Here is a 25,219-nt window from a genome sequence, read left to right on the forward strand (position 1 = left end):
GCCGATGAATTTGAATCGATTGGGAGCACTCAACATGGTCGACTTGATGAAACTGTTTCGCCCCCGCGGAGATTCCGAAAACGGGTCTCAGCGGCCAACTTCCCAGCAAGCCACCATTGCACTTGGCGGCGGCGGAGCGAGAGGGATCGCGCACCTGGGGGTCCTTGAATCGATCGCCACCAGCACCGTGCAAATTGAACGGGTGGTCGGCGTCAGCATCGGTAGTCTGGTCGGCGCTTTGTACTGTGTCGAGGGCGACGTTCATCGTGCGATGGCGCAAGTGATCCGCCTGCTTGATTCATCGGACTTTCAACTTGGACAACGTTTGATGTGTGGCGTTGCGCCGGCCGCAGATTCGGAAAGTGCAGGCGGTTCGTTTGGTTGGTACACACGACTACGCAGTGTCTTATCAGCACATCGCAAGTTGACTCGCGCCGTCACCAGCTCATCGCTGATATCGGATGCTCCCCTGCGAGATTCCATCGCTCAATTGATTCCCGATTGCGATATCGCCGAGACGGCAGTCCCAATATCCATCGTCGCAGCTGATTTGCTGACCGGACAGCGTATCGTTTTGGAACGTGGACCACTTCGCTTGGCGATTCAGGCTTCGTCTGCAATTCCTGGCATTTTCCCGCCGGTTCCTTGGAATGGAATGCTGTTGTGTGATATCGGAGTGATCGAAACGGTGCCGACATTGGTGGCGAAAACGTACAACAGTGATCTGACCATCGCAGTCGATGTGGGCCAAAGTGACACCAAAGTTGAATCGTGCGACACCGCGATGGACGTGATGATGCGGATGGACGACGTTGGGCAACGCCTGATGCGACGGTTCTATTTGAATTCCGCTGATATCGTGATACGCCCCGACGTAGGCACTCGCGCATGGTTCGACTTTACCAACCCACGGCGACTAATCGACGCTGGACGCATCGCGACCGAATTGTCGTTGAACGAATTCCATCGGACGAGCGCGGCTTAAGGCCACTCGGCTGGCCTAATTAACCAAAGAAGATCAGCAGGTAACCGACGCCGATAAATCCTCCGAGCATGGTGATCCACCACGCAATCTGAATTCGTTGTCGGCGTGAAGGATCCTGGTACGCCGTCTTGGGCAATCGCCACAGAAGCGATACCACATAGACCGTTGATACAGGAGGCAACAACATCGTCGATGCAGCAGCAGCAACCATTACTCGCCGAACTTGATCGTCGAGCTCTTCGTTGGTCACGACGACCGCATCTGGGTTACGTGATTTCGTGTCCTTGCCAGCTGATTCGTCCACGAGAACGGGACGATAGGGGTTTCGATCATCGAGTGACGACGCGTCGGGTGCAACCACTTCAATGTCACCGAATCCTTCCGCAGCACTTTCAGTCGTATCGGTCTGAGTGTCAAGGAACCGAGTCCTCTTGTCGTCGTCGCTGCGTGGCTTGTTGCAGCTCCAACAAACCTCAAACGACGCTTCATTGGGCTCGCTACATCGGCCGCATTGCCAGTCGCCAGCTTCGCGAAGTCGTTTCTCGTCATCCGCCAGCGTGGCAACCGCCCGGTCGTAGTCATCATTGGCGACTTCTAGACGGACACCGTTTGATGTCGCTGCACCACCGAGACTAAGTGCGGTTGCCATGTCGGTTCCGGTGACGAATGCGCGAATGTTGGCAGCCGCCAAACGATCACGAATGATCTCGGCTTCAAAAACGTCGGAAAATCCGCGAAGCGTGCGGGTCAATCGGGTCATCAAGCTAGCACCTTCGTAGCGGGCAGATCAGAACCTCCCCATTTTACTCACAACACACGCCCTTGGCTAAGCGACTCGTGTTCGAATCGCTGACTGCGATGCCATCGATTCGCATTCGTGGATCCATCGTTTTAATCGGCGTGTGCTTGGCAACCGTCGACCACGCAGCAGGACTTGGCCTTGGCTGCTTTCGGCGAACCGTTGCAAATCTCGATACAGCGTCCCGGCTGACTCGGCCGCCAATCCGCGAACACTTCGGCGGTGGATACTGACCAGCAACAGGGCATCGCGAGGCATCATGCCAGGCACCGAAGCCGCGAACCGGATCGCACGACGGTAGTGTTGGATCATGCGGTGCGCTTTTCGAGTTGCACTAAAGTGACTTGCCAATCGCTCGGGGTCAGCTGACGCTAAATCGCCAGCCGTGACTATTCCGAGTTCAAGCAAACGCTCGCAGCGGCGAGGGCTGCAAATTCGAATGTGTTCCAACCGCATGCTTAGCAATCGCTCGCGATGCGAACCGGCGGGGTTCAGCGGTCTTGGGCCGACGCGTTGCCGAGCCGCCGTCGGCTTGGCAGGTGTCTTTGGCAATTGTGCGTACAGGACGACCGAGCTTTGCGTGTCGGACGTGATCGGCTTGGGAGCCGTTGGCGACGAAAACAGTCGCAGAAAAGATCGAAGCAACATAGTCTTCCGAGTGGAGTGAGAGAGAAGAAGAGGCACTCAACACGTGAATGATTAACGAACAAGAAGGCACGAACGCTAGACTGGTTTTCGCATCGAATCGCCAAGTATTTGAACTCAGGCGAACAAGAAAACTTGGGCAAGAAAACATCACGAGCGTCGCCACGAAGAAGTGCCGTCGAGGGGTCATTCTTCGCACAATGTCGTCGCGAGACGCAGCTTAGTATCCGATGCCGAGACGGAACATAATTCCGTCATCAAGGTCGAGGTTGTCTTGGCGACTGCGGCGAAACCGAAGCTCGCGATTGAAGACGTAACCGATTTCAGCAAACCCTAATCGGCGGCCTGCACGAATCTCGTCGCTGCGTCCCCATTCCAGTCCAGCAACCGCGCGAAGATCATTGATATCGATGCTGTCTTCGCTTCCGCTGGCTCGCGTGACCGTCCATGATCCGCCGCCATAGTCGCCACTGAGGTACCACCACACGTCCTGAGTCCCGACGGTTCTCAAGTAGCGTGCAAATTTTGGCTGAGGAAAAAACAGGTCCACTCGTGTGTAGGGATTCGGCTGACACAAGACACCGAACGCAGGCACGAGCTTTAGATCGTTTCGATCCAGATAGTAGACACCACCCTTCAACGTCGACGTTGGCGTTAACCGAAAACTTGCCAGCGCCTTGCCGAGGATCCGAATGCTATCGCTGTTGAAGGTATCGAAGTCCGTGAATGCTCCCACCCGCACGCCAAGTTCGGTGCTGACCATTTGGTTGGGATCCGAGTTCCAACCAAGATCCAAGAAAGCACTATAGGCACTGCCTGGAAGATCCGCATTCTTTTGAACGGTTGTTTTGGGTCCGTCCCAAAGGTGCAGCGAAAACGAGGGAACAACGTAAAGCGGTTGATTGGAGTAGAAAAAATTAGGAAACGCGAACACGATCGAGACGTCGGTATCGTTCATGTTCAGATCGTTCGAGCTATCACCAAATCCCACGTATCCATTTCGAAATCGTGGTCCGCGCAACAACTGCGAGGCGTCGTTGGAGAATCCGCTGACGCTCGGGAAGATGCTTCCCGAAATCAAACCTTCGGGAAACAATGTTGATGGCGATGACGAAGGATAAATCGAATTGGGGAACGATTGTATTTGCGGTGAACCGATACCAGCGGGCGGACCGTAGACGTTTGGATTGTCATACTGAAACGAAGGCGGGCCATACGAAGGCGCACTGTATGTCGGGGCACCATAGGCAGGCGCACCGTACGGGTTGCCTGTGTTGGGCGCTCCCATCGGCGCGCCAAATCCCGCCGGTGGTGCACCGAAACCACTCGTACTCGGTGACGAAGCAGGTTGTGAAAACAGTCCGCCAAAGAGACTCGGTGCTGGACTTGCCGTGCTTGGATAGCTGGCTGCCGGCGGCGAAACTCCGGTGGGCGCTCCGATTCCGACTGAACCGATTCCAACCGACCCTTGGGGCGAAGTCGCGTAAGGATCAAAGCCTGCGGAACCGCCGGGCGAATGAGCTGCGGGCGGTGGTCCAATCGGCACCAGATTCGTTTGCGGACTTTGTCCAGATGTCCCGTATTGTGCGTTCGCATTTGCGACAATCAGAGACGACGCCATCATCAACAGGCGGATCGACAGTCCGCGCAAACACCGCAGCCACACGAGACAGGAACGTCGTCGCTGGCAACCTCGGGACGAGCTGTGGTTGACGGTTGATTTCATCGCGCGGCAGAAGCGTGGCAGTGCGTGGACGGCAAACACACTCGTCCACACATCGGGATTACTCTGCCACGATGACTCCGGTCAAGGCGAATCCCCCGGCAACTTCGGCTAGCGAGGCCAGGAAAACTAAGAAAGTTTTCGAAACTTTCTACCAGTGCAAGAATCGCTTCAGCATTTCCGTGCCCGGTTCGGTCAAGAAACTCTCGGGGTGAAACTGCCAACCTTCCATTTTGAACTCGCGATGACGCACGCCCATGATCTGACGCACGCCGCCGGTATCGGTCCACGCCGACACGACCAGCTCAGCTGGCAAGCTGGAAGGTTCAATCACTAATGAGTGATAGCGAGTCGCGATGAAAGGATTGGCAAGGCCGGCGAATAGGCCACCATCGTCGTGCACGATCGCGTCGGTCTTGCCATGCATCAATTGCGGTGCACGGACGATCTTGCCACCGAAGGCTTGGCCGATGGACTGGTGCCCCAAGCAAACGCCCAACAAAGGAACGCGACCGGCAAACCGCGTGACGCAGTCCACACTGACGCCTGCTTCGGTCGGGGTACACGGCCCGGGCGACACCAAGACTCGCGACGGCGACAGTTCGTCAATCTGATCAATCGTCAGCTCGTCATTTCGAAAAACACGGATGTCGATTGTCGGATCAATTTCGCCGAGTCGCTGGACTAAGTTGTACGTGAATGAATCGTAGTTATCGATGACGACGACCATGGGGGAAATTCCGTCGATGATGTCAATGGAGAAACAAGTCGAAAACGCTAAAAAAGATATTCTTTCGCTACTAGCTTAAACGCTCTTTAGTCAGTTCCGATACGGTGCCTATAATGGGCGAGTCGCTTGAGCGATCGTTGAATGGTCTAGGGTGAAGCCAGACTGTGTCGACATGAAACGACGATTTCACCCTTCCTTAGTTCGTGTAACGGATATTTGCTGTGCTTTCGGTTCGCCCCAAAGTTGCCGAATTGGCATTTCACGTTTTCAGCCGCTCGCTCCATCCCGAGTTGTACACCATTCATAAGACGCGTAGCGTCGAACGTGACCACTACACCGCTCAGATTGACATCACCAATTGCGGTCACGTTGTAACGTGGAATGCTGCCGGTGTGACGCTTTGCGAAGTCGCAACCAGTGCTCAACAACCGTTGCCGAAACGACGCTGTTTATTGTCCAAGCCACTGAAGGGCAGCCGCACTGAACGAGCCGATTGCCGGCAGGGCATCAACTATCGCACACACTTTCAGCTCGAACGAGTTGAACCCGATTTGTTTTGGATGGTTCAACAACAACTTGGTAACGGTCCTACCGAAGGTCTGCTGCATCGATTCGATTCGAGCGGCCGAATGGCGTTTGGCGCACTCAGCTACGTCAGTACCGAGACACGGCGCAACTCGATGTTGCTGCAAGCCATTCATACATTCCCGGATGACTTTGCCATTGTAAAAGTTGAAACATTGTTCTCGCTCGACGGTGAAAGCAAAACTGCTTGATCGACAAAATCATCGGTGTCATTGACTTGATGAACGACGCTGCGGTTCACGCCGTTGCGGGGAAACGAAGCCACTACCAGCCTATCGAGTGGTGCGGCCATTCGCCGCTTCGACTTGCCGAACATTATTGGCAACTCGGCGTGTCGCGTCTTTATGTCGCAGACTTAGACGCCATTCTTCACGGCAAGGTTCAGACCAATTTGCTGGTTGATATCGCCAACCAGTTCCCCGTCGACGAACTGTTGCTCGACATCGGCTGGAAAGGTGCATGTGACAGTCAGATTGCGGCCGTCGAAAAGCTGCTTCAAGAAACGGGCAAGTCAACGTGCTTCATCGCGGCCACCGAATCAGCGCGCGATACTGATGCGATCGATGAACTGGCAAAACTAGCCGACCCGTCACGCGTGTTTTTAAGCCTGGATCTGCGTGGTGGGAAAACGGTTGACAATACCGCGCCGGAATCTGAGTGGATCGAAACGGCGATTCGCTTGAACTTAGCGGGTGTGATCGTGCTAGATATTGCTGCGGTTGGAACGGGCGCTGGTCCCGTCACCGCGGATCGTTGCCGAACCATTGCCAACACACTGGGCGGCCCCATTAGCCGGCAAAGCAAACACCAGCGAATCTATTCCGGTGGCGGCGTCCGAACTCTTGCTGACGTAGCCGCACTAGTCGATGCCGGATGCCACGGTTGCTTGGTCGGAACAATGCTTCACGAAAGCGAAGTTCGGGCAACATAGAATTTTTAGCCAGAACTACAGTTCGACCTTCAACTCGAACCGTTCAATCGATTTCGCTTTGCCGTTTTCTTTTGCTTCCACGATCGCACCGCACAGCCGAACGTCTCGCGTTGCCACGTGAAAATGGCATGGCTCAAACGTCCGCGTCGCCAACATCACTCGCTTGATATCGCGACCAATGATGCTGTCGTAAGGTCCGCACATCCCGACATCACACTGAAACGCAGTTCCACCGGGAAAGATGCATGCGTCGGCGGTTGGTACGTGAGTGTGTGTTCCCAAAACGGCGGTCACTTTGCCGTCCAAATAGCGACCGATGACTTGCTTGTCGCTAGTTGCTTCGGCGTGGACGTCGACCAAGATGTGTTTTGCCGAGTCGCCAATTTCTTCGAGCGCTCGGTCGACGGCATCAAACGGACAATCAACCGGCCGCATGTAGACTCTGCCCATGACGGAAATCACACCTAGCGGTCCCTTGGGGGTATCGATCACAACCCAGGCACGGCCAGCAGCATCGGCGGGATAGTTTGCCGGCTTGACCATGCGATTCGTTTTCTTCAACGTCGCGATAATTTCTTTGCACCGGTAGATGTGATCACCAAGCGTGACTGCATCGACGCCAGCATCGGTCAATCGCTTGAATTGGCGCGGCATCAGCCCGGATCCATCCGACGCATTTTCGGCGTTGACAATTAGCGCGTCCAACTTCAATTCGGCCCGCAATGCCTGGGCTTGTTGGACAACGGCGGTATAACCCGGCTTTCCGACGATATCGCCGAGAAAAAGAATCCGCATAAGTTACGATGCTCTCCGCTGAATTCGAAAAAAGCCGCCAAATCGCGGGCCACCTTGCCGCGGCCGCATGATACGCGATTGAGCCTCGAGGTTTTAGGTCACTGTTTTAGGTCACCTAAAAAACTCGCTTGCCCTAGGCGAATGACTGACTCGCAGTGGCAAAGCCAAAAACCTTCTTTTAGCGTATATTTCGGTGACTCTAATTTGCACAATCCATCATCGAAAGTTTCGAAATGACCGTGACAAAAATGATCGCTTGCTTGGCCGGCTTGACGTGCCTGCTGGGTATCTGGTCAAGCGCGATCGGCCAGATTTCGCCACCGCAGAAAACAGATTCGGAAATTGAATTTCCAAAGGGCGTCACGCCGCCAATCGAAACGACTCCCGCAAGAAACGCGGCGAAGGCGCAACAGGAAATACGCGAAGCTTTGCAGGGGAAAACAACGTCCGAAACCGGCGATGGCGTTCTGGATGACATTTTGCAGGTGATCAAGAGCCAGGGCAGTGTCTTGGACGGCAGCGTTTTGGATGCCTCCGATTTACCGGCCGGAAATCGGCGAGCAAATGTTTCGGCACATCACCGCGCCGTCGTCGCCGAACAGTTGCTGCGTTCGGCTAGGATGCTTTTCGAAACTGGGCCTATCGACGATTCCCGCGGCGAACTGATCCGGCAAATGCGAAGCGAAGCAGCCCGATTGCTTACCCCGCAAGATCAGTGACTAAACTGCTTCGGTCCGCCTGCACCGCTTCCGCTCCTTTTTAAAACCGAACCAGACACTTGTTCTTGATCACTTCGACCGTAAAGTCCAAACGCTTCGTGCTGTTCGCCGCCGCGATCCTACTGCTGCTCGCAGGCGCGGTCTTTGCCGACTATTGGTCGGCACTGCCGGCTGAAGCCAAAGCAACGTTTGCGGGACGTTCGACTTGCATTGACTGTCACCAAGACCAGGCGGCGAAGTTCATCGGGTCCGACCATGACAAAGCGATGGACTTAGCGACTGATCAAACGGTATTGGGCGATTTTGATGACGCGACCCTAGAACATGACGGAATGACCAGCCGCATGTTTCGCAGCGGCAAGCGCTTCATGGTTCGCACCGATGGCCCGTCCGGCGAACTGGAAGACTTCGAAGTCAAGTATGTCTTCGGCGTTTATCCGCTGCAGCAGTACATGGTCGAGTTCGATCGTACGCCCGACATGCCCGAAAATGAGATCTCACGTTTGCAGGTCTTACGAATCAGCTGGGACGCAATTGACAAACGCTGGTTCTATCTGCGTCCGCCGGACGTTGACGACAAACTGCTGCCCGACGATCCATTGCACTGGACCGGCATCGCGCAACGTTGGCAAACGATGTGCGCGGATTGCCATTCGACCAATCTGAAACGCAACTTTGATCCGATCGCGAATCAGTACCATACAACGTTTTCAGAAATTGACGTCAGTTGCGAATCTTGCCACGGCCCCGGCAGCCTGCACATCGAATTGGCAAACAAGAAGTCGCTATTTTGGGATCGCAACCACGGCTACGGATTGGCCAAACTGAAGGGTGAAGATCCACAACCACAACTTCAAACCTGCGCCCCGTGCCACAGTCGGCGCGGCCTGCTGGACGATCAGTTCAAGCCCGGCGACTTGTTCACCGATCATTACAATCTTGAATTGCTGAGGCCGGAAACTTATCACGCCGATGGCCAAATCAAGGACGAAGTCTATGTGTATGGTTCGTTCATCCAAAGCCGCATGTACCACAAGGGTATTCGCTGTACCGATTGCCACGATCCCCATTCACTGAAACTGAAACAAACCGGCAACGAAACCTGCACGTCCTGTCACCAGCACGCGGCAGGCAAGTACGACGTCCCATCGCACCACCATCATGCGGTTGGAACGCCCGGTGCCATGTGCGTCAATTGTCACATGCCGCATACGACGTACATGGGCGTCGACAAGCGTCGCGACCACAGCATCCGAGTTCCACGACCTGACTTGTCCGTTGAACTTGGAACGCCGAACGCGTGCAGCCATTGTCACGTCGCCGACCAATTGCAATCAATCGACGACAAATCGAAGGAATCGTTCGCGTCGAAAGAGTATTCTCTGTGGCTCGCTGCGGCCGAACAAGGCAACGAAACCATCGCTGATGCGATTCGCCGGACGGACCAATGGTGTGACGAAGCATGCGAAAAGTGGTACGGCGACGAGCGCAAGACGCCACCACATTTTGCCGAACCGATTGTTGCGTTTCGCCGCGGTGAACCTAACTCGATTGAGGGCATGCTGCAGTTAGTGATGCAGCCAGACGAAATGGCACCGGCACTTGCGCGAGCATCCGCACTTGCTGAACTCGCCGGCGCAGGATCCCCCGAATCATTATCGGTCGCCCGCAAGATCCTCGAAAATCAAAACGAGTCGCCGATCGTTCGTGCGGCAGCGGTCAACGCGTTTGTGTTGGCATCGCCCGAAGCGGCCAGTCGCGAACTGAGAAAGTTGCTGGAAGATTCATCGCGTCTGGTGAGAAACGAGGCAGCCAGAATATTGGTCGCATCGGGCGGCTACCAGACACTGACCGGTGCCCAACAGCTTCGCGTCGATCGCGTGCTGTCGGAAGTGAAAGAGTCACTGATGGAAACATCCGACCGTGCCGGAGCTCATATGGCGTGGGCGATGCTATGTGAAGGTCAGGGACGGTTCGATGAGGCGATCACTGCTTACGAAACGGCCATTCGTGTTGAACCCAGCACGACCGGGGCCCGTTCGAATTTGGCAACGCTGTTGGAAAACCTAGCTTCACAGAACCCGAGCCCCAACTCGGCAGCGATGTTGGCGAGAGTCCGCGAACTGCGTCTGGCCGAACTACCATTGCTGCGCCGTGATGCGGAACTGGTCCCTGACAACGCTGCACTTCAGTACCGTTTGGGACTATCGCTGTACCTAGCCGGCGAAATGGACGAAGCGCTTCGGCAAATCGAAAAAGCGGTTAGCCTGGCCCCGGAAGTCGCTGAGTTCCGGCAAGCCCTCGAACTCTTAAAACAAAAACTTGAACAAGAATAATCAACCATGTTGCGACTGCCTTTGGCGTTAATTGCTGTACTTTTCGTAGTCGCCACCACGACGATCGCTGACGATTTGCCAGCCGGTGGCAAGCCTTTGATCGCTACCGGGCCGGCAAGTCTGCATGCACTTAACGTTCGGCTCGGCGACGGAAAACTCGGCACGTACGAAATCAGCAAAACTGGCCACACTGAATTCCAACAGTCGTTAAATATCGCCCTCACCGAGCAACCCGGAAACACTTGGGACGCGGCCGCTGGATTGCCAATCACATCATCGGTCGCCAAAGACGATGTTCTATTGGTTGGATTTTGGATGCGAGGCAAACCTACTAGTGAAGTCGGCGGCGCGGTCGCGGAATTTGTATTCGAACGCTTTAGCGAACCGTATACGAAGAGCGTCCAGTATCTTGCCGAAACGCCAGCCGATGGTTCTTGGCAGCAATACTGGGTTCGTTTCCGTAGCGTCGAAGACTACGACGCCGGCCAAGCAGGAATCAACTTCCAACTTGGTTATCAACCAGAGACGCTTGAAATCGGTGGGCTGCAAGCTTGGAATTTCGGCAAAGACATCGACGTCAATACGTTACCGAACACCGAACTGACGTACGCCGGTCGATCACTCGATGCGTCTTGGCGAGCCGACGCTGCCAAACGAATTGACGAGCTTCGCAAACGCGATGTCTCGTTGGCAATTCGCGATCGTGATGGCAATCCGCGACCGGGCGCGAAGGTTTCAGTCAAGCTCGAACGTCACTTGTTCGGATTCGGGTCGGCGGTATCCGCACCGATGTTGACCGGCAATGGCGAAGACAACGATCGATACCGCAACACATTCAAACAGTATTTCAATGTGGGGACGATCGAAAATGGATTGAAATGGAAAAGCTGGGACAATCAGTGGATTAGCCATAGAGAGACAATTGATGCGCTTCGCTGGATGAACGAAGCTCAGATCCCGGCACGCGGGCACGTGATGGTTTGGCCGGGCATCCGGTATTTGCCGGAGTGGGTTCCAACCATCTACGACCGCCCCGATGTCCTGTCCAAAGTGATCGACTCTCATATCCGCGAAATGGGATTCGCCACCAGCGGCATGGTTCGAGATTGGGACGTGCTGAACGAAGTCTTTGACAATCGTGATCTCACCGACATCCTCGGTGACGAGGCCATGGTGAACTGGTTCAAAGTGGCCAAGGATGTCGCTCCGGACGCCGAACTTTATTACAACGACTACGCCGGGCTTGTCCGCGGCGGATTTCCGACGGCCCACAAAGAACACTTTGTAAAAACAGTTCGCTATCTCACAACCAACAATGCGCCAATTGATGGTATCGGGATCCAAGGCCACTTTGGTGCACTCTTAACGCCGCCGGAACGGATGCTTGCCGAACTTGACCGATACCATGAACTCGGCCTGAAAGTCCTGATCACCGAGTACGATGTCGAGGTTCCCGGCAAAGAGCTACAGTCCGACTTCACTCGCGATTTCTTGACCACTTGCTTCTCACACCCGGCGGTCGAAGGCGTCGTGACGTGGGGATTTTGGGCCGGTGCCCACTGGAAACCCGAAGCCGCGCTATTCGCGAAAGACTGGACACCGACGGCAATGGGCCAGCAGTGGATTCACATGACGCAAAATGAATGGACAACCCAACAGGAGCTTGTCGCAGACGTGGGCGGCAAGATTAACTTCCGCGGGTTTCTTGGTCAGTATGTCATCACCGTTGATGGCGAAGCATCTCGCATCAACGTCACTCGCGATGGCGAAGTCATAGTGCAGGCACCGTAGCTCGTGAATCCTGGCTACGCTTTCCACGGCAATCGGCACACGCCCCACTGCCCGTGGTTTTCGTCCACGGCGACTTCGATCCAGTCGATCGCGTCGCCGAATTGTTCACGTGTTTGCTCGCGAACCCGCTGGGCGATCACGCGAGCGATTTCTTCCGCCGTGGTATTGATGACTGGCAAAATCACGCAGTCTTCGTTTGGAAAAACCCAACGTCGATCACGAAATCTTGCCGTCGTTTCCTTTTCGTCGCTGGTGATCTTAATCTCGGCATGATCGCTTGGCAAAACGATGTGATGGTCGAGCATCTGAGTTTGTTTTAATACGGCGTCCCGTAACGCGATGAAGTCAACGACATAGCGGTTTTTGTCGAGCGGTCCTTCCACCGAAGCGCGAACGCCATAGTTATGGCCGTGAATTCGCTCGCAAATGTCGCCGGCAAACGTGATGAAGTGGGCAGCCGAAAAAACGAACTGTTCTTTGGTGACGTCGACGCGAAAACTAGCTTGATTCATGTTGATGACTTTGTAGCTTGAGGATTTTGTCGCAGCAGCACGTAGAGTGCGGCCGCGATCAGGTCAGCAGTGGTGCCAGGATTGAGTCGGTGGTCAGGACTGCGAAGTGAATCGTCAAAACGCTGCATGGATGCCGGATCATCGACGTCGACGGCCTGCGCGTTCCTTTGTACCTCGTTGGCAACCGCTTGACCGCTTTTTCTCTCGATCAGCGTATCGGGTGCACTAGCCAGCAGCCGAACATGAGCACGAGCGATTCCGATCAACATGTCACCCGCTTCGACAATGGAGCGTTCGACCATGGGCACGACGTTATCAAACAGATCGCGAAAATCTGTAGCATATTGCAGCGCGATACGATCTCGATCACGTGCCAAAACCATCGCAGATCGAATATCAATTTCAGTGCCTGGATTGCTGACATCCATTGCATCCACTTCGCCAAGCCCGCCGGCGACAGCGACGTTGATTGCCGAATAGATGTTGCCTCCGTCGAGTGAATCCAGCGACGCTAACATTTTCGCTATCCGAGACTGCCATGATCCGCCCACCAGTTGCTCGGCCGCGACCAGGGGCCCAAGCAGCAGCACGATTCCCAAATTCACGTTAGTCCCCGTGGCTTCACGCGTCGCTTGGACGGCGGACAACATGGCGGCACTGATGCGATCAGCCGACCGGCCTAAATGCGTCGCTGTAATCTCGGCAGCCGTCACAAAATGCACATGCGTCAAATCGGCAAACGATTGGCTCGGATAAACATTCCCAGCCTTCGGCGCGGTCGCTTCCAAAACGCATGCCCACCGGATCGCGTCCGACGGGGACCGAATGCTGCTTCGCAGCGTGGCAATGGGATCAGCCATGGGCCGTCGACGTCAGAAATTCTTCGATCGCGGCAAGTGTTTCGTCGGGAGCATCTTCGATGACGTAGTGTCCAGCGTCGGCAATTTCAAGCGTCTTTGCCGATGGCCAAACCGCTTCGAATCGCCGCAAGCACTCTGGCCGAAAACACCAATCCTTCATGCCCCAAACCAACAGACTCGGCATCGGCGCGAGCGACGGTAGCGAGGCTTCCAGATCGACGAGAGTTTGATATGTCGGATGGCTCGGGTGCATCGGTATGTCGCGCACAAACGAGTCGATCGCAACACGGTTTTGCCAACTGTCGTACGGTGCGAGCAAGCCACGTGCCACATCACTGGTCATCTTGTTACGGTCCATCGCCATCGTGACCGCCGCCTTGGCGAACGCGTTGAGACCGCGAACCGCAGCCGTACCAATCAACGGAATGCGACAGGCAGCGATACGCCACGGCATGTAGGGCGGCGGAAACGCGGCCGTGTTCAGCAGCATGATTCGCGAAAAACGCTCGCGACGGGCAACCAACGACGACAAACCGATCGCGCCGCCCCAGTCATGAGCCAACAAGGTCACGTTTTGGAGATTCAGATGATCGATCAGTGCGACCAGATTGTCACGATGAGCCGCCATCGTGTAAGAAAATTTGTCGCGTGGCGGCTTATCACTTCGCCCGCAACCGATGTGATCGACCGTGATCACGCGATGAGTCGAGCTGAAACACTGGATGACGTTTCGCCAATAGAAGCTCCACGTCGGGTTGCCGTGAATACAAAGGATCACGTCGTCACCGCTGCCTTCGTCGAGGTATCGCAGCGTGTGATCACCGACACGAAAATCGTGGGACGTGTAGGGCAGCAGATCCGAGGCGATGGCGTTCATGGGGCACAGTTTCGCTAATCCGCCCCAGTCGCGAAACCGGGCCACCTTGGAAAAAATCGACGGCAGTGACGGACCTCGCTAACTGGCGAGAAGCCTCGTTTTCACCTGCTTTTGGCCAGTCTATCGTTCCAAAACGTACGTGCTGCCTTGACGAAAGGAATGTGCCGGGCAAGTTCACCGGGCGGCAGTTTCTTGAGCCGTTCCTCGTGCTCGGTTTGCCAGTCCTGGAAAAACATGACGGCTTCCGTCGTAATTCGCGGTTGTCCATCAAATTCAAAGTACCACGGCGCGCTGGTCGCGAACCGATAATGATCATCAAAAAGCGTGACCACTCGCATCACGACCCAACCGCTTTCTCGAATCACCAGTGGCGTGATCACTCCGCCCGCCCTGGCGAACTCGTCCAACTTTGCCTTGTAGTGGACTTTGCCGTTGTGAACGACTTCCAAGTAGTCGACCTGATCCCGAACTGCCAAATGGACTTCGGGATGCAACTCCAACGCATCGCCTGCCGTCGCGGTAAACACATGACCGGGGATTTCGCCATCCAAAGTGGGTCGCATCATCGGTCCATTCGTGGCCACACTTTGACCGCTCCAAACGGCACGCCACCAGGCCTTTTCGTTGGTCAGCGGTCGCGCCTCGAGTGCTTCGTCCGGATCATCGGTGTACTCGTATCCGGCCAGCGGATCGGCCGCGTATAAACGGTTGTACCCAACCGGCGAAGCACTTCGATCGTCGCCGCTTCCCGCCAATGGTGGAATCCGAAAACCGGCTTCAAGCATGTTCCAGTAGATCTGTTCGGCCCACTGGCCGGTCGCCTGAGTCGTTCCCTTGATCAAGCTTTGTGTCTCTCGACCATCTTTGACGGACAGAATTTTTCGATCCAGGCGAAGCCAGTCACCTAGCAAAAAGCAGCCATCGATTTTTTCACTCGACAACCAGATCGGCAGCGCCCAGGCGAACGGATTCTCGATCGCGACTTTGATTTCCGAGTCCTCGAGTTGCGACGTTGCCGCGATCCACTGACTTGCAATCGCGTCAGCCGGTGGCGTGGTTTCGTCCGTCAAACCGTAGACCGCCAGCCCGTCGTGAGCTTTCACGTCTTCGCGAATCCACATGGGATCGATGATGGGCGGGTCATCGGGGCTGCGATTCGGAATCGGCTTCGCATCAACGTGGCCAGCCACCGCCGCAACATGCAGATCCTCGGACACCATCCGCAGCGGCAGACTGTGGGATGAACTCGGGATATAGCAGTCCCCACTGGTCCATCCTCTCGCCCGCATGTCAATCATTCGAGGCAAGTCGACATTGTGGTCGTCGATGCTCGTTTTCTCTAACGCAAAATTACCCGTCACGATGCGGTACTCAGGACCACGAACCATGCGAAACGTATAGGCACCATTGGGAAGTGACAGTTCAACCGATCGATCCAAGACGACGCCCATACCCGCAGGAACGGTCATTCGAATCGGCATCGGCTTGTCCGTCCGTTCAGTGCGAAAGATTTCAACGCGGGTAGTGACCAGATCTCCGGTGGCTTCATCATGCACGGTTAGGTCCATCAGGCCACCAGCCGCACGCACCTGCGACAACTCGGGAATCGCCCAAAAAACGGCCAAGATCGAAAAAACGAGGGCAGAAGTTCTCATTGGCCGCGATTCCTTATCATTGACTGGGTTCCAGGCGTTGGCGTTCCCAGCGTGTATCCTGTGTAGCATCACTTTCATTCGGTCACCACGAGGCATTTCATGCGACACTGTTTGCTACCCGCCATCATGTTCTTGGTTTCGACAATTGCCTCGGCGGCCGAGAAACCAAACATCATTTACATTTTGTCAGACGACATGGGCTTTTCTGACATCGGTTGCTATGGCGGCGAAGTGCCAACACCAAACTTGGATTCGCTTGCCGATGGCGGACTTCGATTCACTCAGTTTTATAACACGGGGCGATGTTGTCCGACGCGGGCAAGTTTGTTGACTGGTTTGTATCCACACCAAGCCGGCGTGGGTCACATGATGGAAGATCGAGGACACGATGGATACCGTGGCGATTTGAATCGCAACTGTGTCACGATTGCCGAGGCGTTGAAGCCGGCCGGATACCGGACTTACATGGCTGGCAAATGGCACGTCACGCCAAAAATCAATCCCAAGACCGAATCGGACAAATCGAATTGGCCGAGACAACGCGGATTTGACCGTTTCTACGGCACCATACACGGGGCAGGCAGCTTCTTTGATCCCAACTCGCTTACTCGTGACAACGAACTCATTTCTCCTTTTGCGGATCCCCAGTACGGCCCTGAGCAAATGGCCAATGGCACGTATTACTACACCGACGCGATTGCCGATCACGCGTCAAAGTTTGTCCGTGAACATCATTACGACAATGGCGAGCAACCTTTTTTCATGTACGTCGCGTTCACCGCGGCGCACTGGCCAATGCACGCTCTTGACCATGACATCGCAAAGCACACCGGAAAGTATGACGAAGGCTACGACGCGATTCGAAATACTCGCTACCAAAAGATGCTGGAACTCGGACTGATCAGCAAGACGGACACCGTCAATTGGCCGATTCCAGATGGCAAGAAAGAAACGAAGCACTGGGATTGGGATAAACGCAACATGGAAGTCTATGCGGCGATGATCGACAGCATGGACCAGGGCATCGGCCGTATCATCGAATCGCTAAAGAGCACTGGCCAGCTTGAAAACACGGTAATTTGTTTTATGCAAGACAACGGCGGCTGTGCCGAAGGATACGGCCGTGGCGGTATCGGCGGTCCAAGATCGGCCGAGCCTACGATGGAAGTTCTCAGCGACGATTACTTGCAACCCGATATGACTCCCAAGCAGTCTCGCGACGGTTTCCCGATGCGAACTGGCAAAGGATCCATGGCGGGACCAGCGGACACGGCGATCGGTTACGGCGAAGGCTGGGCTACGGTGTCGAACACACCGTTCCGCGAGTACAAGCACTACGTTCATGAAGGCGGAATTTCGACGCCGTTGATCGTTCACTGGCCCGACGGATTAGCGCGACATGGCGAATTAGAACGGACGCCAAGCCACTTGGTCGACTTGATGGCGACGGCAATCGACTTGGCCGACGCCAACTACCCGGCCAAGTTCCATGACGGCCAACCGATCAAGCCAATGGAAGGCACAAGTTTAGTGCCAACGTTCACGCGCAAGTCAATCCAGCGGGAAGCGATCTACTGGGAACACGAAGGCAACCGGGCGATTCGAGTTGGCAACGACAAACTTGTCGCCAAAGGCAAGAATGGAAAGTGGGAACTGTACGACATCGCGACAGACCGCAGCGAGCAAAACGATCTTAGCAGCAAAAATCCTGAACGCGTTGAAGAACTCGCTGCGATGTGGATGGCGTATGCAAAACGAGCCAACGTGCTACCGCTGAATCCGAGAAAAGCAAGCAACAACAAACAACGCTGATTTTCTGCGTCCGTCAGGCTGTAGGCAATGAAACTCGCCAAAATTTTGGCGATTTAGTCTGACGGGCTGCGTTCGCGGAAATTTCAGCAGCTGACGAATGTCTTGACGACGCTCGCTGCAAGTATTTCCGACGTCAGATCCGCCGTCGAGTCGTTGTGTTGTGCGTGAGGAAAATCGTGCGAGGCCCTTGTCGACGGAAGATCGCTGCGGCGCATTTTGACATCCTTTATGATCTTGCCGATTTTAACGAGTGGGTGTGTTGTTACGATCTAACGCTGCGGTGTCGCGAATCAGAGACACTCTTTGGGGTTTCAGAACGCATAGACAACAAACGTCACGGAAAGTTGAGGGTCCCCAAGAATCTAGCCCCCGGTTTTTGAACAAGCGGTCGCCCCAACCGCGAGAATATGACACGCATCAACACCAACGTTTCGTCGCTCGTTGCCCAAAATCGACTTCAATCAAGTAACCAAGATCTGAACTCTGCGTTGACACGATTGTCGACCGGATTGCGAATCAATAAAGGCAGCGATGATCCGGCCGGCTTGATCGCATCGGAAGCCCTTCGTTCCGAGATCACCAGCATTGGAAAGTCGGTCGCGAACACGCGACGCGCCAGCCAAATCATCAGTACGGCCGATAGTGCGCTAGGGCAGGTCAGCAACCTGCTGAATGATATCCGAGGGCTTGTCGTCGAAGCGGCAAGCGATGGTGCGTTAGCAAGCGACGAGATCGCCGCAAACCAATTGCAGCTCGATAGCTCACTTGAAGCAATCAATCGGATCGCACAAACAACGACGTTCCAAGGGCGAAAGCTGCTCGACGGATCGCTTGACTTTGTGACGCAAAATGGCGTCGGCAGCTCCAACCTAAAACAACTAAGCATCGATCAAGCCAGCCTTGGTTCGAACAGCAGCATCGATGTCGACATCAACGTGCAAGCGGCCGCAACGAAGGCCGAATTATCCGTGTCCGGTTTCTCTGCTGCTGTGACTGCCGCTCCAGCCTCGGCGACGATCACGTTCAACACACCGGTTCACGACGCCGGAAGTTCCGAAGCTTTCACCCTCACTCAAGACACCGCCGACGACGCGGCGAATGGGCTGACGTTCACAGTGGTGGAAGCGACTGGCCATGGCAGTTCGCCCACAGCGTCCGTCGACGCCAGCGGCAATATCACGCTTACGATTGACGACGGTCCTGGCGGAACAGATTTTGACGACATCGAGGCTGAGCTGAACACGCTTGCTGGCTTCAGTGTTACGCGAGAAACGGTCGGCTTTACCCCAAGCAATTTTTATCTAACGATCGAACCCGAGCCAATCGACGGGACCTTTGGCGGCGGCATCGTCGCCGACGATGGAGGGATTACAGCCGATGTGGTTTTCGAACTGCAAGGTTCAAGCGGCAGCGAAGTATTCAACATCAAGGCTGGCACGTCGTTGCAACAAGTCATCGACCAGATCAACCTGGTCACCGACGCAACGGGCGTATCAGCATCGGCTGACGGCGACGATTTGAAACTCAATAGCGAAACTTATGGCAGCGATTCATTGGTCGATCTGCGTGTTTTAGAGCAAGACGCCGGAGGCACTTTCACTTCGACACGCCAATCCGGTACCGACATCGTCGCGACTGCAAACGGCCGCTCAGCTAGCGGATCGGGCAACTCGATCTCGATCAACACTTCGACGCTGTCTTTGTCCGCATCGGTTGCCGCAGACTTTACTGGATCGGCACAGTTCACGATCAAGGGCGGCGGAGCCCAATTCCAACTCGGCCCTGATGTGGTTAGCAACCAACAGGCGAGAATCGGCATCAACAGCGTTTCGTCGGCTCGACTTGGTGGTGCCAGCGGCAAGCTGTACCAACTTGGCAGTGGCGAATCGGCTTCGCTGGCAAAAGATTCTTCGAAGGCCGCACAGATCGTCAACGAGGCGATTGCCCAAGTCAACGGACTTCGCGGTCGTCTGGGCGCATTCCAATCCACAACCTTGGATTCGAACCTAGTCAGCTTGAACGAAACGGCCGCCAACCTGCAGGAAGCAGAGTCATCGATCCGTGACGCCGACTTTGCTCAAGAATCAGCCAAACTGACACGTGCTCAGATCTTGGTCCAATCCGGCACCAACGTACTGTCGCTGGCTAACCAGAACCCACAAAACGTTCTCTCACTATTGCGATAAGACCGTCTGCACCGCATCCCGCAAGCGAACGATCGGTGACAAAGTTGATCCGCGTTTATGCCAATCGGTGCAGTCGCCGGGTGACCCATTCCATGGTCAACATCAATGCGATCAGCCACATCAGTACCGCATTTCGGCGGCGCGTGAAATCTACGTCCGGTGTGCCGGGCAGAATGGTGGTTTGCGGCTGAGGACGTAGCAGCGAAACCAGATTCGTTGCTATCGACGCATCCGTAACGTCATCGTTAATCGGCAAATATTTTCCGCCGGTCATCGATGCGAACTGTTCGAGTTCGGCGTCGTTACGCTTCGGACGTTCAAGTTCGATGGTTGGCAATCTTACTTGGACGCTTTGCCGCAGCACTTGTTCGTCCAGTGCATCGCCCAGTGTCAATCGAATTTCATAGCTTCCAGCTTCGCGAACGACGAAGCGACCGCCGTAGGTTCCAGCGCGAGGTTCACCCTTTAACGGTGTTAAACGAAGATCGTCGATCCGGCCACTTGGTGCCAACAATTTCGCCCGGACTTCCGGAACGTCAAGCGGCTCAAATTGCTTGTCCGACAACACCGCGCGGACGGCGATCGTGTCACCCACCATCGCTCGGGATGCATCCACCAACAAGATGCCACGGTTACTGTCACGAAGCAAACGTCCTTCGCTGACCCAGCGAATCAGCTTGGTGTAGAAGCTGTCGAAATATGCGTCGCTCTCGCCACGCAAACGCCACATCTCACCACTGCCTTGAAAAAAGATTCGCCCGGCACCGTAAAACTGAGACGCTTGGTAAACCGGCAGCGAACCGCCGATCTCGGTCGTTGGATCACTAAAGTAGCTGTAGACCTTTGCACCCGGTTTTGCACTTTTGGCGTCGACATAGTCGTAGACACCGCTGAAGTCGTTCCAAACTTCAAAGCTGGTTTCTGGATTTTCGGCGATCCAGAGAAACTCTGCACGACGTGCCTCTGGCGTGAAGTCGAGTGGCCAAGCATTGCTGCCACCTTGGCGTCCACCGGAAAGCAGTTGTGACTGTGTCGACAAATTGACGGGAAAAAAACCACGAATCCGAGCGACTCGCGGATCGGTTTGCCGGCGAATCCACTGCGGGTGATAGACAGGACCAGCCACCAGAATCATGCCGCCAGCTTGTTGCGAAAGCCATCGATCAAGCAAATCCAATTGCTCGGCCGTAATCGCTGTCCAATTCGGGTCGAACATCGCGATCGCGTCATACTCGAACAGTTCTTCGGCCGTTTTCGGAAACTCGCTGAGCAACTGGTCCGCGTCCTGGCTGATCCCGGGCTGTCCGGTTTGCAGCCATGCATCAAGTTCGACCGACTTGTCACGGAACAGCAAGTTGCGAACGAATCGGTACTCTCGAGTCGGACCGCCTGCGATTGCCAGAACGCGTAGCTTTCGCGACACCACTTCGTAGCGTGCATCGCGAATGTCGTCGCGGTCATTGCGGTCTTCCGCGGGCGGAATTACTCGGATTGCCAAACGACGACGCCCGACCGATTCGGGTTCCAATTCAAAGCGAATTCCTGTCAGCGTTCCGTCGTTGTTGACTTGTACTTTTTGAGAGTCAACGATTTCACCCGGTGCTTGAATTTTGCCGTCGGCTGCCCGCGATTCGTCATCACCACCGCCGTCGACCGACGCATTGTCAAGTCCGTCAAGCAGCTGCACTTCGACTTCTAGCGGCTTCGATCCGCTGGCTTGCAGCACTGCTGTGATTGCGAACTTGTCGCCCGGATAGACACGCCGTGGCGCATCAAGGTCGACGACACGAATGTTGGTCGGTGCATCACTGCTGCCCAAACCAACAGGATAGATCGCGACCTCGCTTCGCCGAGCCGACGCGATCGCTGAACCTGCATCACTGCCACCGTTGGCTTGCCCATCGGTCAACAAAACGATTCCCGCCAGTGTTGACGGATCGTGATCGGCGAAGACTCCGCGGACGGCATCACCAATTCGACTTTGCGGATCGGCTGCCGCAATCGCATCATTCCAATCCGTCACACGCACAGGCGCCGGTTGTTCGTCAGACGACTCGGGCGAGTCAACGGGTTCGGATTCAGTACCGTCGTCGACACCAAGAATTGCAGCAAGTGATTGTTCGGTGTGCACGCAGTAAACGCTGCCCATCGCGACCACGCCACAGACAAGACACACGGCGCTAGCGAACACCCATGGCCCAACGGCGCTGGAGCGACCGGCGGCGCCGATCATTAGCGATAACAAGCCTGCCAACCCACCAATCCCGATCAACAGAGCACCGATGATGGCGAACCTTGATGGACCGGCAATACTATCGGCATCAAGCGTTTCGGGCGGACCTTCACCGGCGATGCCGATCGACTCGATCAGCGTTGGTTCAGCCTGTTCGCCGAATGCGTAAACGCTAACCCGATGCTCGGCAGATAATTCGTCCAGCAGATCCGTTTGTTCCAGCAATTGCTCGACTCGTTCGGACCGGCTTTGGGTGCTAAGCGCCGACCCCGAGGGCAACGACATGCTTTGGCTGACGTCGACCAACACAGCGACTTCACTGGGCCGCGTCACCATCCGCTGGGCACGTCGCTGCAAGTCGAAGAAGAAGAATACGAGCGCGACCACGGTCGCAATTCTTAGTCCAACCAAGACCGCACGAATCGCGCCAGACAACTCGGCCACATCGCGGCGATAATAGCGCACACAGATCCATAAGACCGCCGACAGCGCGGCGATCAACAGAGCCCAAACCCACCAGCCTTCCAGTGTGCTTGCGCGAGCAAATTCGTAAACGATTTGCCGAGTGTCGGTGACACGCGTTTCAACAGCATTCATGCTTGGCCTCCCAGTGACGCTGGTTTCGAGGCAGATGTTAACTTCGTGGGCTTCACGTGATAGGTTGCCCAATAGGCAAGCGTTTGCTCGGCGGCCAGAATCGCCGCCAACAGTCCTAGCAACAACAATGTCATCGTTGAGCTGCCCGCGGTTTGGTTTTGTTCGCTCCAAGCACTGCTGCTGACGAATTTCAATTCCATCGGCAAGAACTGCTGTGCGATTTCGGCTTGATCAGCTCGCTCCAGCTCACCATCGCCGACGCGAATCACCGATGCGACCGGCACCACGGTGCCCCGCCCATCGGACCGCGTCAGCATCCATTCGGAAATGCCCGGTCGCAGAATTTCGGCGACATTGTCTTCCCCTTCGATGACCATGTCATTCGGATCAAGTTTAAATTCCAACACAGGATCCTCGCCGACCAACGATGACTCTTGTTCGTTTGCGGCGATCTCGATCGGAACTCGCGGCGACTCGTCGGTCGCAGGGACATACATCGCCTCGGCCGTGTAATCTCGAGACGAAAGTACTTTGACGATTGCGTCATCGATCATCCGATGGGTCGGTGGCGCCGCACCGCTCCAAAGCAGCGCGTTGGATTGCAGCAAGAAAACCACGAACGTTGGATCACCCGGCCAATTCGTCCACGAACCATCCAATCCCGACAGCACCGTGATCACACGACCGCGACCGTAGTCATGCAGCGTCACGAACGGCAACCCGTCACGACGATTCAGAACCACACGCATGCGCGGCCGCTGCGAGTCCGGCAGGTCACCAAGTTGAGGTTCGTCGAGCCGCCAAGACTGCGACAATCCGATCAAAGCCAACGCACTTTCGCCGATCGATTCCAGCGGCGCAAGCAGAGTCGAGGATGATTCACCCAATCCGACATCTGGCTTGGCATCCGTCGGTACAGGCAACTCAATTGGCTGGCCAAGCGAACCTGGCAGCAAATAACGGCTCTGGCCAAGCAGTGTTTGATTGTACGATTCGCGATTCGTATTGGGGCCTAAGAACCACGCCAATCCGCCGCCCCGCTGAACGTACTTTGACAGTGCGTCGGCCGCATTCTCGCCGATCTCGGGAACGTCGACTAAATAGATCGCTCGGTAGGGCGCTAGCGTTTCCAAGGTCGCCGAACGCAAGAACGACGGCGGCTGAATATCGGGCACTGCACCGATCCGGACCTGGCTGCCGGGATTCAGCACCGACGCAATGTGATAAGCGCCGCGTGCCTCGGTGTCGCCGTCGATCACCAGTACTTTTTCGACATCCGATAGCGGCAACGTGCACGTACGCACGTTGTCGATCGCGAGCGCGTCGTCCGGCAACGATGCTTCGATCGCGTGAGAGCCGGTTTGCGTGATGAAGACTTGGAAGCTTTTGGTGATTTCTTCGCCAGCGGCAAGTTGTTCGATCATGATCGCGGGCAGCGATTCCACCTCGCCGCTAAACTGGCGAGTCGGGTCAATGTTGACAACGTCCGAGGAATAACGAATCACTCGATTGACGATCGCCACGTTCTTGACCGGTGTCGCCGAATAATTCTTGACCGTCACGCGAACGACCACCGGCACACCAGCCACCCACACATCTTGCGCGGGCGATATGTCTGTGATCGCCAAGTTCGGCTCCGGTGGCGCCGCGCAGTCGATCATGCGGACCGTGACATTTCCGTCCAGATTTCGCATCGACGCCGCATAGCGTTCGGACGACGCCCAATCGCGTTCGCGAAAGTCACTGGCGATGTACAAGTACTTGGCGTCGGCCGGTGTGGCGTTGATCAGTTCGGTTACTTGATCAAGGGCAGGCACCAAATCGGTCCGCGTCGGTGAGGACTGAGTCGACATGATGCGGTTGATCAACCGTCCATCGCTGGTGATCGTTTGCACCGATAAATCGGCCGCGGCATCGGCTGATTCGCCTCCACCACGATTGATCATTGCAGCGCGACTGGCGCGAATCACCGTCAATTGATGAATACCGTCGTCCGATGCCAAACGACGTGTCAGATCTTGCAGTGCACCAAGCGCACGTCCATACGCGGTCTTGGCTGCCTCATCAGACGCTAGCGGCGTCGCAGCACCGATACTGACATCGCCCATCGAATAACTATCGTCAAGCACGACCACATGATGAGTCGTTGTGCCACCGAGCAGACCGAACCGGCGACCGCCACCGGTCCAACCACAAAGCATGGCGATCAAAAGCGCAGCCACGGCGATCCGCGACAGCAACAACAGCAACTGACGCAGTCGGATCCATTTCTTTTGCTTGCGGTAACTGGCGAGCAAAAAGTCCATGGCGGCCCACGCTTGCCGACGATGCCGAAGCATGTTGATCAAGTGGACCAACAACGGCACCGCGACAAAGAGAAAGCCGATCGTAAGGGCGGGGAAGAGGAACAAGGGGACTAGTTTTTAAGGTGACAGGTGACAGGTGACA

The 25,219-nt window shown here is 55.5% G+C and carries 19 protein-coding genes; 8 read left to right on the forward strand and 11 right to left on the reverse strand.

The annotated features are described in order from the left end of the window. The first annotated feature begins 4 nt into the window (after positions 1 to 4). On the forward strand, positions 5 to 985 hold the full coding sequence (locus Poly59_RS07665; protein ID WP_146533516.1) for a patatin-like phospholipase family protein: 981 nt from the start codon (positions 5 to 7) through the stop codon (positions 983 to 985). A 19-nt stretch (positions 986 to 1,004) separates the two neighbouring features. Here the strand turns inward: Poly59_RS07665 and Poly59_RS07670 are convergent, their stop codons facing one another. The 4 genes from Poly59_RS07670 to Poly59_RS07685 form a co-directional block, all read right to left on the reverse strand. Continuing rightward, a complete protein-coding gene (locus tag Poly59_RS07670; protein WP_146533517.1) occupies positions 1,005 to 1,745 on the reverse strand; it encodes a putative signal transducing protein in 741 nt (246 codons plus the stop codon). 66 nt (positions 1,746 to 1,811) lie between these two features. After that, positions 1,812 to 2,432: a DUF4332 domain-containing protein gene (locus Poly59_RS07675; RefSeq protein ID WP_146533518.1), complete on the reverse strand. Its 621-nt coding sequence runs from the start codon at positions 2,430 to 2,432 to the stop codon at positions 1,812 to 1,814. Between the two features lie 217 nt (positions 2,433 to 2,649). After that, positions 2,650 to 4,053: a hypothetical protein gene (locus Poly59_RS07680; protein WP_146533519.1), complete on the reverse strand. Its 1,404-nt coding sequence runs from the start codon at positions 4,051 to 4,053 to the stop codon at positions 2,650 to 2,652. 250 nt (positions 4,054 to 4,303) lie between these two features. Then, positions 4,304 to 4,882 (reverse strand): anthranilate synthase component II, encoded by a 579-nt coding sequence (locus Poly59_RS07685; RefSeq protein WP_146533520.1) that lies wholly within the window; start codon positions 4,880 to 4,882, stop codon positions 4,304 to 4,306. 221 nt (positions 4,883 to 5,103) lie between these two features. Between Poly59_RS07685 and Poly59_RS07690 the strand changes: the two genes are divergently transcribed. Next, on the forward strand, positions 5,104 to 5,658 hold the full coding sequence (locus Poly59_RS07690) for a DUF2617 family protein (protein WP_146533521.1): 555 nt from the start codon (positions 5,104 to 5,106) through the stop codon (positions 5,656 to 5,658). Then, on the forward strand, positions 5,655 to 6,398 hold the full coding sequence (locus Poly59_RS07695; protein WP_146533522.1) for a HisA/HisF-related TIM barrel protein: 744 nt from the start codon (positions 5,655 to 5,657) through the stop codon (positions 6,396 to 6,398). The genes Poly59_RS07690 and Poly59_RS07695 overlap by 4 nt, the downstream gene beginning before the upstream one ends. A gap of 15 nt (positions 6,399 to 6,413) precedes the next feature. Here Poly59_RS07695 and Poly59_RS07700 read toward each other — a convergent pair whose 3' ends face one another. Further along, the gene (locus Poly59_RS07700) at positions 6,414 to 7,193 is read right to left on the reverse strand and encodes a TIGR00282 family metallophosphoesterase (protein WP_146533523.1); all 780 of its coding nucleotides are present in this window, start codon (positions 7,191 to 7,193) and stop codon (positions 6,414 to 6,416) included. A 233-nt stretch (positions 7,194 to 7,426) separates the two neighbouring features. Here Poly59_RS07700 and Poly59_RS07705 point away from each other — a divergent pair, with 233 nt between their 5' ends. The 3 genes from Poly59_RS07705 to Poly59_RS07715 are packed head-to-tail and all read left to right on the forward strand — an operon-like array spanning position 7,427 to position 12,039. Continuing rightward, complete coding sequence (locus tag Poly59_RS07705; protein WP_146533524.1) at positions 7,427 to 7,912, forward strand: hypothetical protein; 486 nt, start codon at positions 7,427 to 7,429, stop codon at positions 7,910 to 7,912. A 59-nt stretch (positions 7,913 to 7,971) separates the two neighbouring features. Then, a complete protein-coding gene (locus Poly59_RS07710) occupies positions 7,972 to 10,248 on the forward strand; it encodes a tetratricopeptide repeat protein (protein ID WP_315852569.1) in 2,277 nt (758 codons plus the stop codon). A gap of 6 nt (positions 10,249 to 10,254) precedes the next feature. After that, positions 10,255 to 12,039, forward strand: a complete 1,785-nt coding sequence (locus Poly59_RS07715; RefSeq protein WP_146533525.1) for an endo-1,4-beta-xylanase — start codon at positions 10,255 to 10,257, stop codon at positions 12,037 to 12,039. Positions 12,040 to 12,053: 14 nt separating this feature from the next. Here the strand turns inward: Poly59_RS07715 and Poly59_RS07720 are convergent, their stop codons facing one another. The 4 genes from Poly59_RS07720 to Poly59_RS07735 all read right to left on the reverse strand — a co-directional run bounded on the left by Poly59_RS07720 (position 12,054) and on the right by Poly59_RS07735 (position 15,943). Continuing rightward, positions 12,054 to 12,551 carry a 6-pyruvoyl trahydropterin synthase family protein gene (locus tag Poly59_RS07720; protein WP_146533526.1) on the reverse strand — a complete coding sequence of 166 codons (498 nt, stop codon included), beginning with the start codon at positions 12,549 to 12,551 and terminating at the stop codon, positions 12,054 to 12,056. Further along, a complete protein-coding gene (locus Poly59_RS07725) occupies positions 12,548 to 13,411 on the reverse strand; it encodes a triphosphoribosyl-dephospho-CoA synthase (RefSeq protein ID WP_146533527.1) in 864 nt (287 codons plus the stop codon). The genes Poly59_RS07720 and Poly59_RS07725 overlap by 4 nt, the downstream gene beginning before the upstream one ends. Beyond that, positions 13,404 to 14,288: an alpha/beta fold hydrolase gene (locus Poly59_RS07730; RefSeq protein WP_146533528.1), complete on the reverse strand. Its 885-nt coding sequence runs from the start codon at positions 14,286 to 14,288 to the stop codon at positions 13,404 to 13,406. Before Poly59_RS07730 ends, Poly59_RS07725 begins: the two co-directional genes overlap by 8 nt. 101 nt (positions 14,289 to 14,389) lie before the next feature. Then, on the reverse strand, positions 14,390 to 15,943 hold the full coding sequence (locus Poly59_RS07735; RefSeq protein WP_146533529.1) for a CehA/McbA family metallohydrolase domain-containing protein: 1,554 nt from the start codon (positions 15,941 to 15,943) through the stop codon (positions 14,390 to 14,392). A gap of 99 nt (positions 15,944 to 16,042) precedes the next feature. Here Poly59_RS07735 and Poly59_RS07740 point away from each other — a divergent pair, with 99 nt between their 5' ends. Together Poly59_RS07740 and Poly59_RS07745 are read left to right on the forward strand one after the other, a co-directional pair. After that, a complete protein-coding gene (locus tag Poly59_RS07740; RefSeq protein WP_146533530.1) occupies positions 16,043 to 17,755 on the forward strand; it encodes an arylsulfatase in 1,713 nt (570 codons plus the stop codon). Between the two features lie 407 nt (positions 17,756 to 18,162). Continuing rightward, positions 18,163 to 19,941, forward strand: a complete 1,779-nt coding sequence (locus Poly59_RS07745; RefSeq protein ID WP_146533531.1) for a flagellin N-terminal helical domain-containing protein — start codon at positions 18,163 to 18,165, stop codon at positions 19,939 to 19,941. Between the two features lie 55 nt (positions 19,942 to 19,996). On the opposite strand, the gene Poly59_RS07750 is transcribed toward Poly59_RS07745, so the two are convergent. Beyond that, positions 19,997 to 22,771: a VWA domain-containing protein gene (locus Poly59_RS07750; protein ID WP_146533532.1), complete on the reverse strand. Its 2,775-nt coding sequence runs from the start codon at positions 22,769 to 22,771 to the stop codon at positions 19,997 to 19,999. Next, positions 22,768 to 25,182 carry a BatA domain-containing protein gene (locus Poly59_RS07755; RefSeq protein ID WP_146533533.1) on the reverse strand — a complete coding sequence of 805 codons (2,415 nt, stop codon included), beginning with the start codon at positions 25,180 to 25,182 and terminating at the stop codon, positions 22,768 to 22,770. Before Poly59_RS07755 ends, Poly59_RS07750 begins: the two co-directional genes overlap by 4 nt. Between the last annotated feature and the right edge of the window lie 37 nt (positions 25,183 to 25,219).

The sequence above is a fragment of the Rubripirellula reticaptiva genome, assembly GCF_007860175.1.
In the GTDB taxonomy this organism is placed as follows: domain Bacteria; phylum Planctomycetota; class Planctomycetia; order Pirellulales; family Pirellulaceae; genus Rubripirellula; species Rubripirellula reticaptiva.

Excerpts from the sequence above, each read along its gene's own strand:
- Poly59_RS07665 (WP_146533516.1), top strand. The coding sequence starts at position 5 with ATGAATTTGAATCGATTGGGAGCACTCAACATGGTCGACTTGATGAAA.
- Poly59_RS07670 (WP_146533517.1), bottom strand. The coding sequence starts at position 1,745 with ATGACCCGATTGACCCGCACGCTTCGCGGATTTTCCGACGTTTTTGAA.
- Poly59_RS07675 (WP_146533518.1), bottom strand. The coding sequence starts at position 2,432 with ATGTTGCTTCGATCTTTTCTGCGACTGTTTTCGTCGCCAACGGCTCCC.
- Poly59_RS07680 (WP_146533519.1), bottom strand. The coding sequence starts at position 4,053 with ATGATGGCGTCGTCTCTGATTGTCGCAAATGCGAACGCACAATACGGG.
- Poly59_RS07685 (WP_146533520.1), bottom strand. The coding sequence starts at position 4,882 with ATGGTCGTCGTCATCGATAACTACGATTCATTCACGTACAACTTAGTC.
- Poly59_RS07700 (WP_146533523.1), bottom strand. The coding sequence starts at position 7,193 with ATGCGGATTCTTTTTCTCGGCGATATCGTCGGAAAGCCGGGTTATACC.
- Poly59_RS07705 (WP_146533524.1), top strand. The coding sequence starts at position 7,427 with ATGACCGTGACAAAAATGATCGCTTGCTTGGCCGGCTTGACGTGCCTG.
- Poly59_RS07715 (WP_146533525.1), top strand. The coding sequence starts at position 10,255 with ATGTTGCGACTGCCTTTGGCGTTAATTGCTGTACTTTTCGTAGTCGCC.
- Poly59_RS07720 (WP_146533526.1), bottom strand. The coding sequence starts at position 12,551 with ATGAATCAAGCTAGTTTTCGCGTCGACGTCACCAAAGAACAGTTCGTT.
- Poly59_RS07725 (WP_146533527.1), bottom strand. The coding sequence starts at position 13,411 with ATGGCTGATCCCATTGCCACGCTGCGAAGCAGCATTCGGTCCCCGTCG.
- Poly59_RS07730 (WP_146533528.1), bottom strand. The coding sequence starts at position 14,288 with ATGAACGCCATCGCCTCGGATCTGCTGCCCTACACGTCCCACGATTTT.
- Poly59_RS07735 (WP_146533529.1), bottom strand. The coding sequence starts at position 15,943 with ATGAGAACTTCTGCCCTCGTTTTTTCGATCTTGGCCGTTTTTTGGGCG.
- Poly59_RS07740 (WP_146533530.1), top strand. The coding sequence starts at position 16,043 with ATGCGACACTGTTTGCTACCCGCCATCATGTTCTTGGTTTCGACAATT.
- Poly59_RS07745 (WP_146533531.1), top strand. The coding sequence starts at position 18,163 with ATGACACGCATCAACACCAACGTTTCGTCGCTCGTTGCCCAAAATCGA.
- Poly59_RS07750 (WP_146533532.1), bottom strand. The coding sequence starts at position 22,771 with ATGAATGCTGTTGAAACGCGTGTCACCGACACTCGGCAAATCGTTTAC.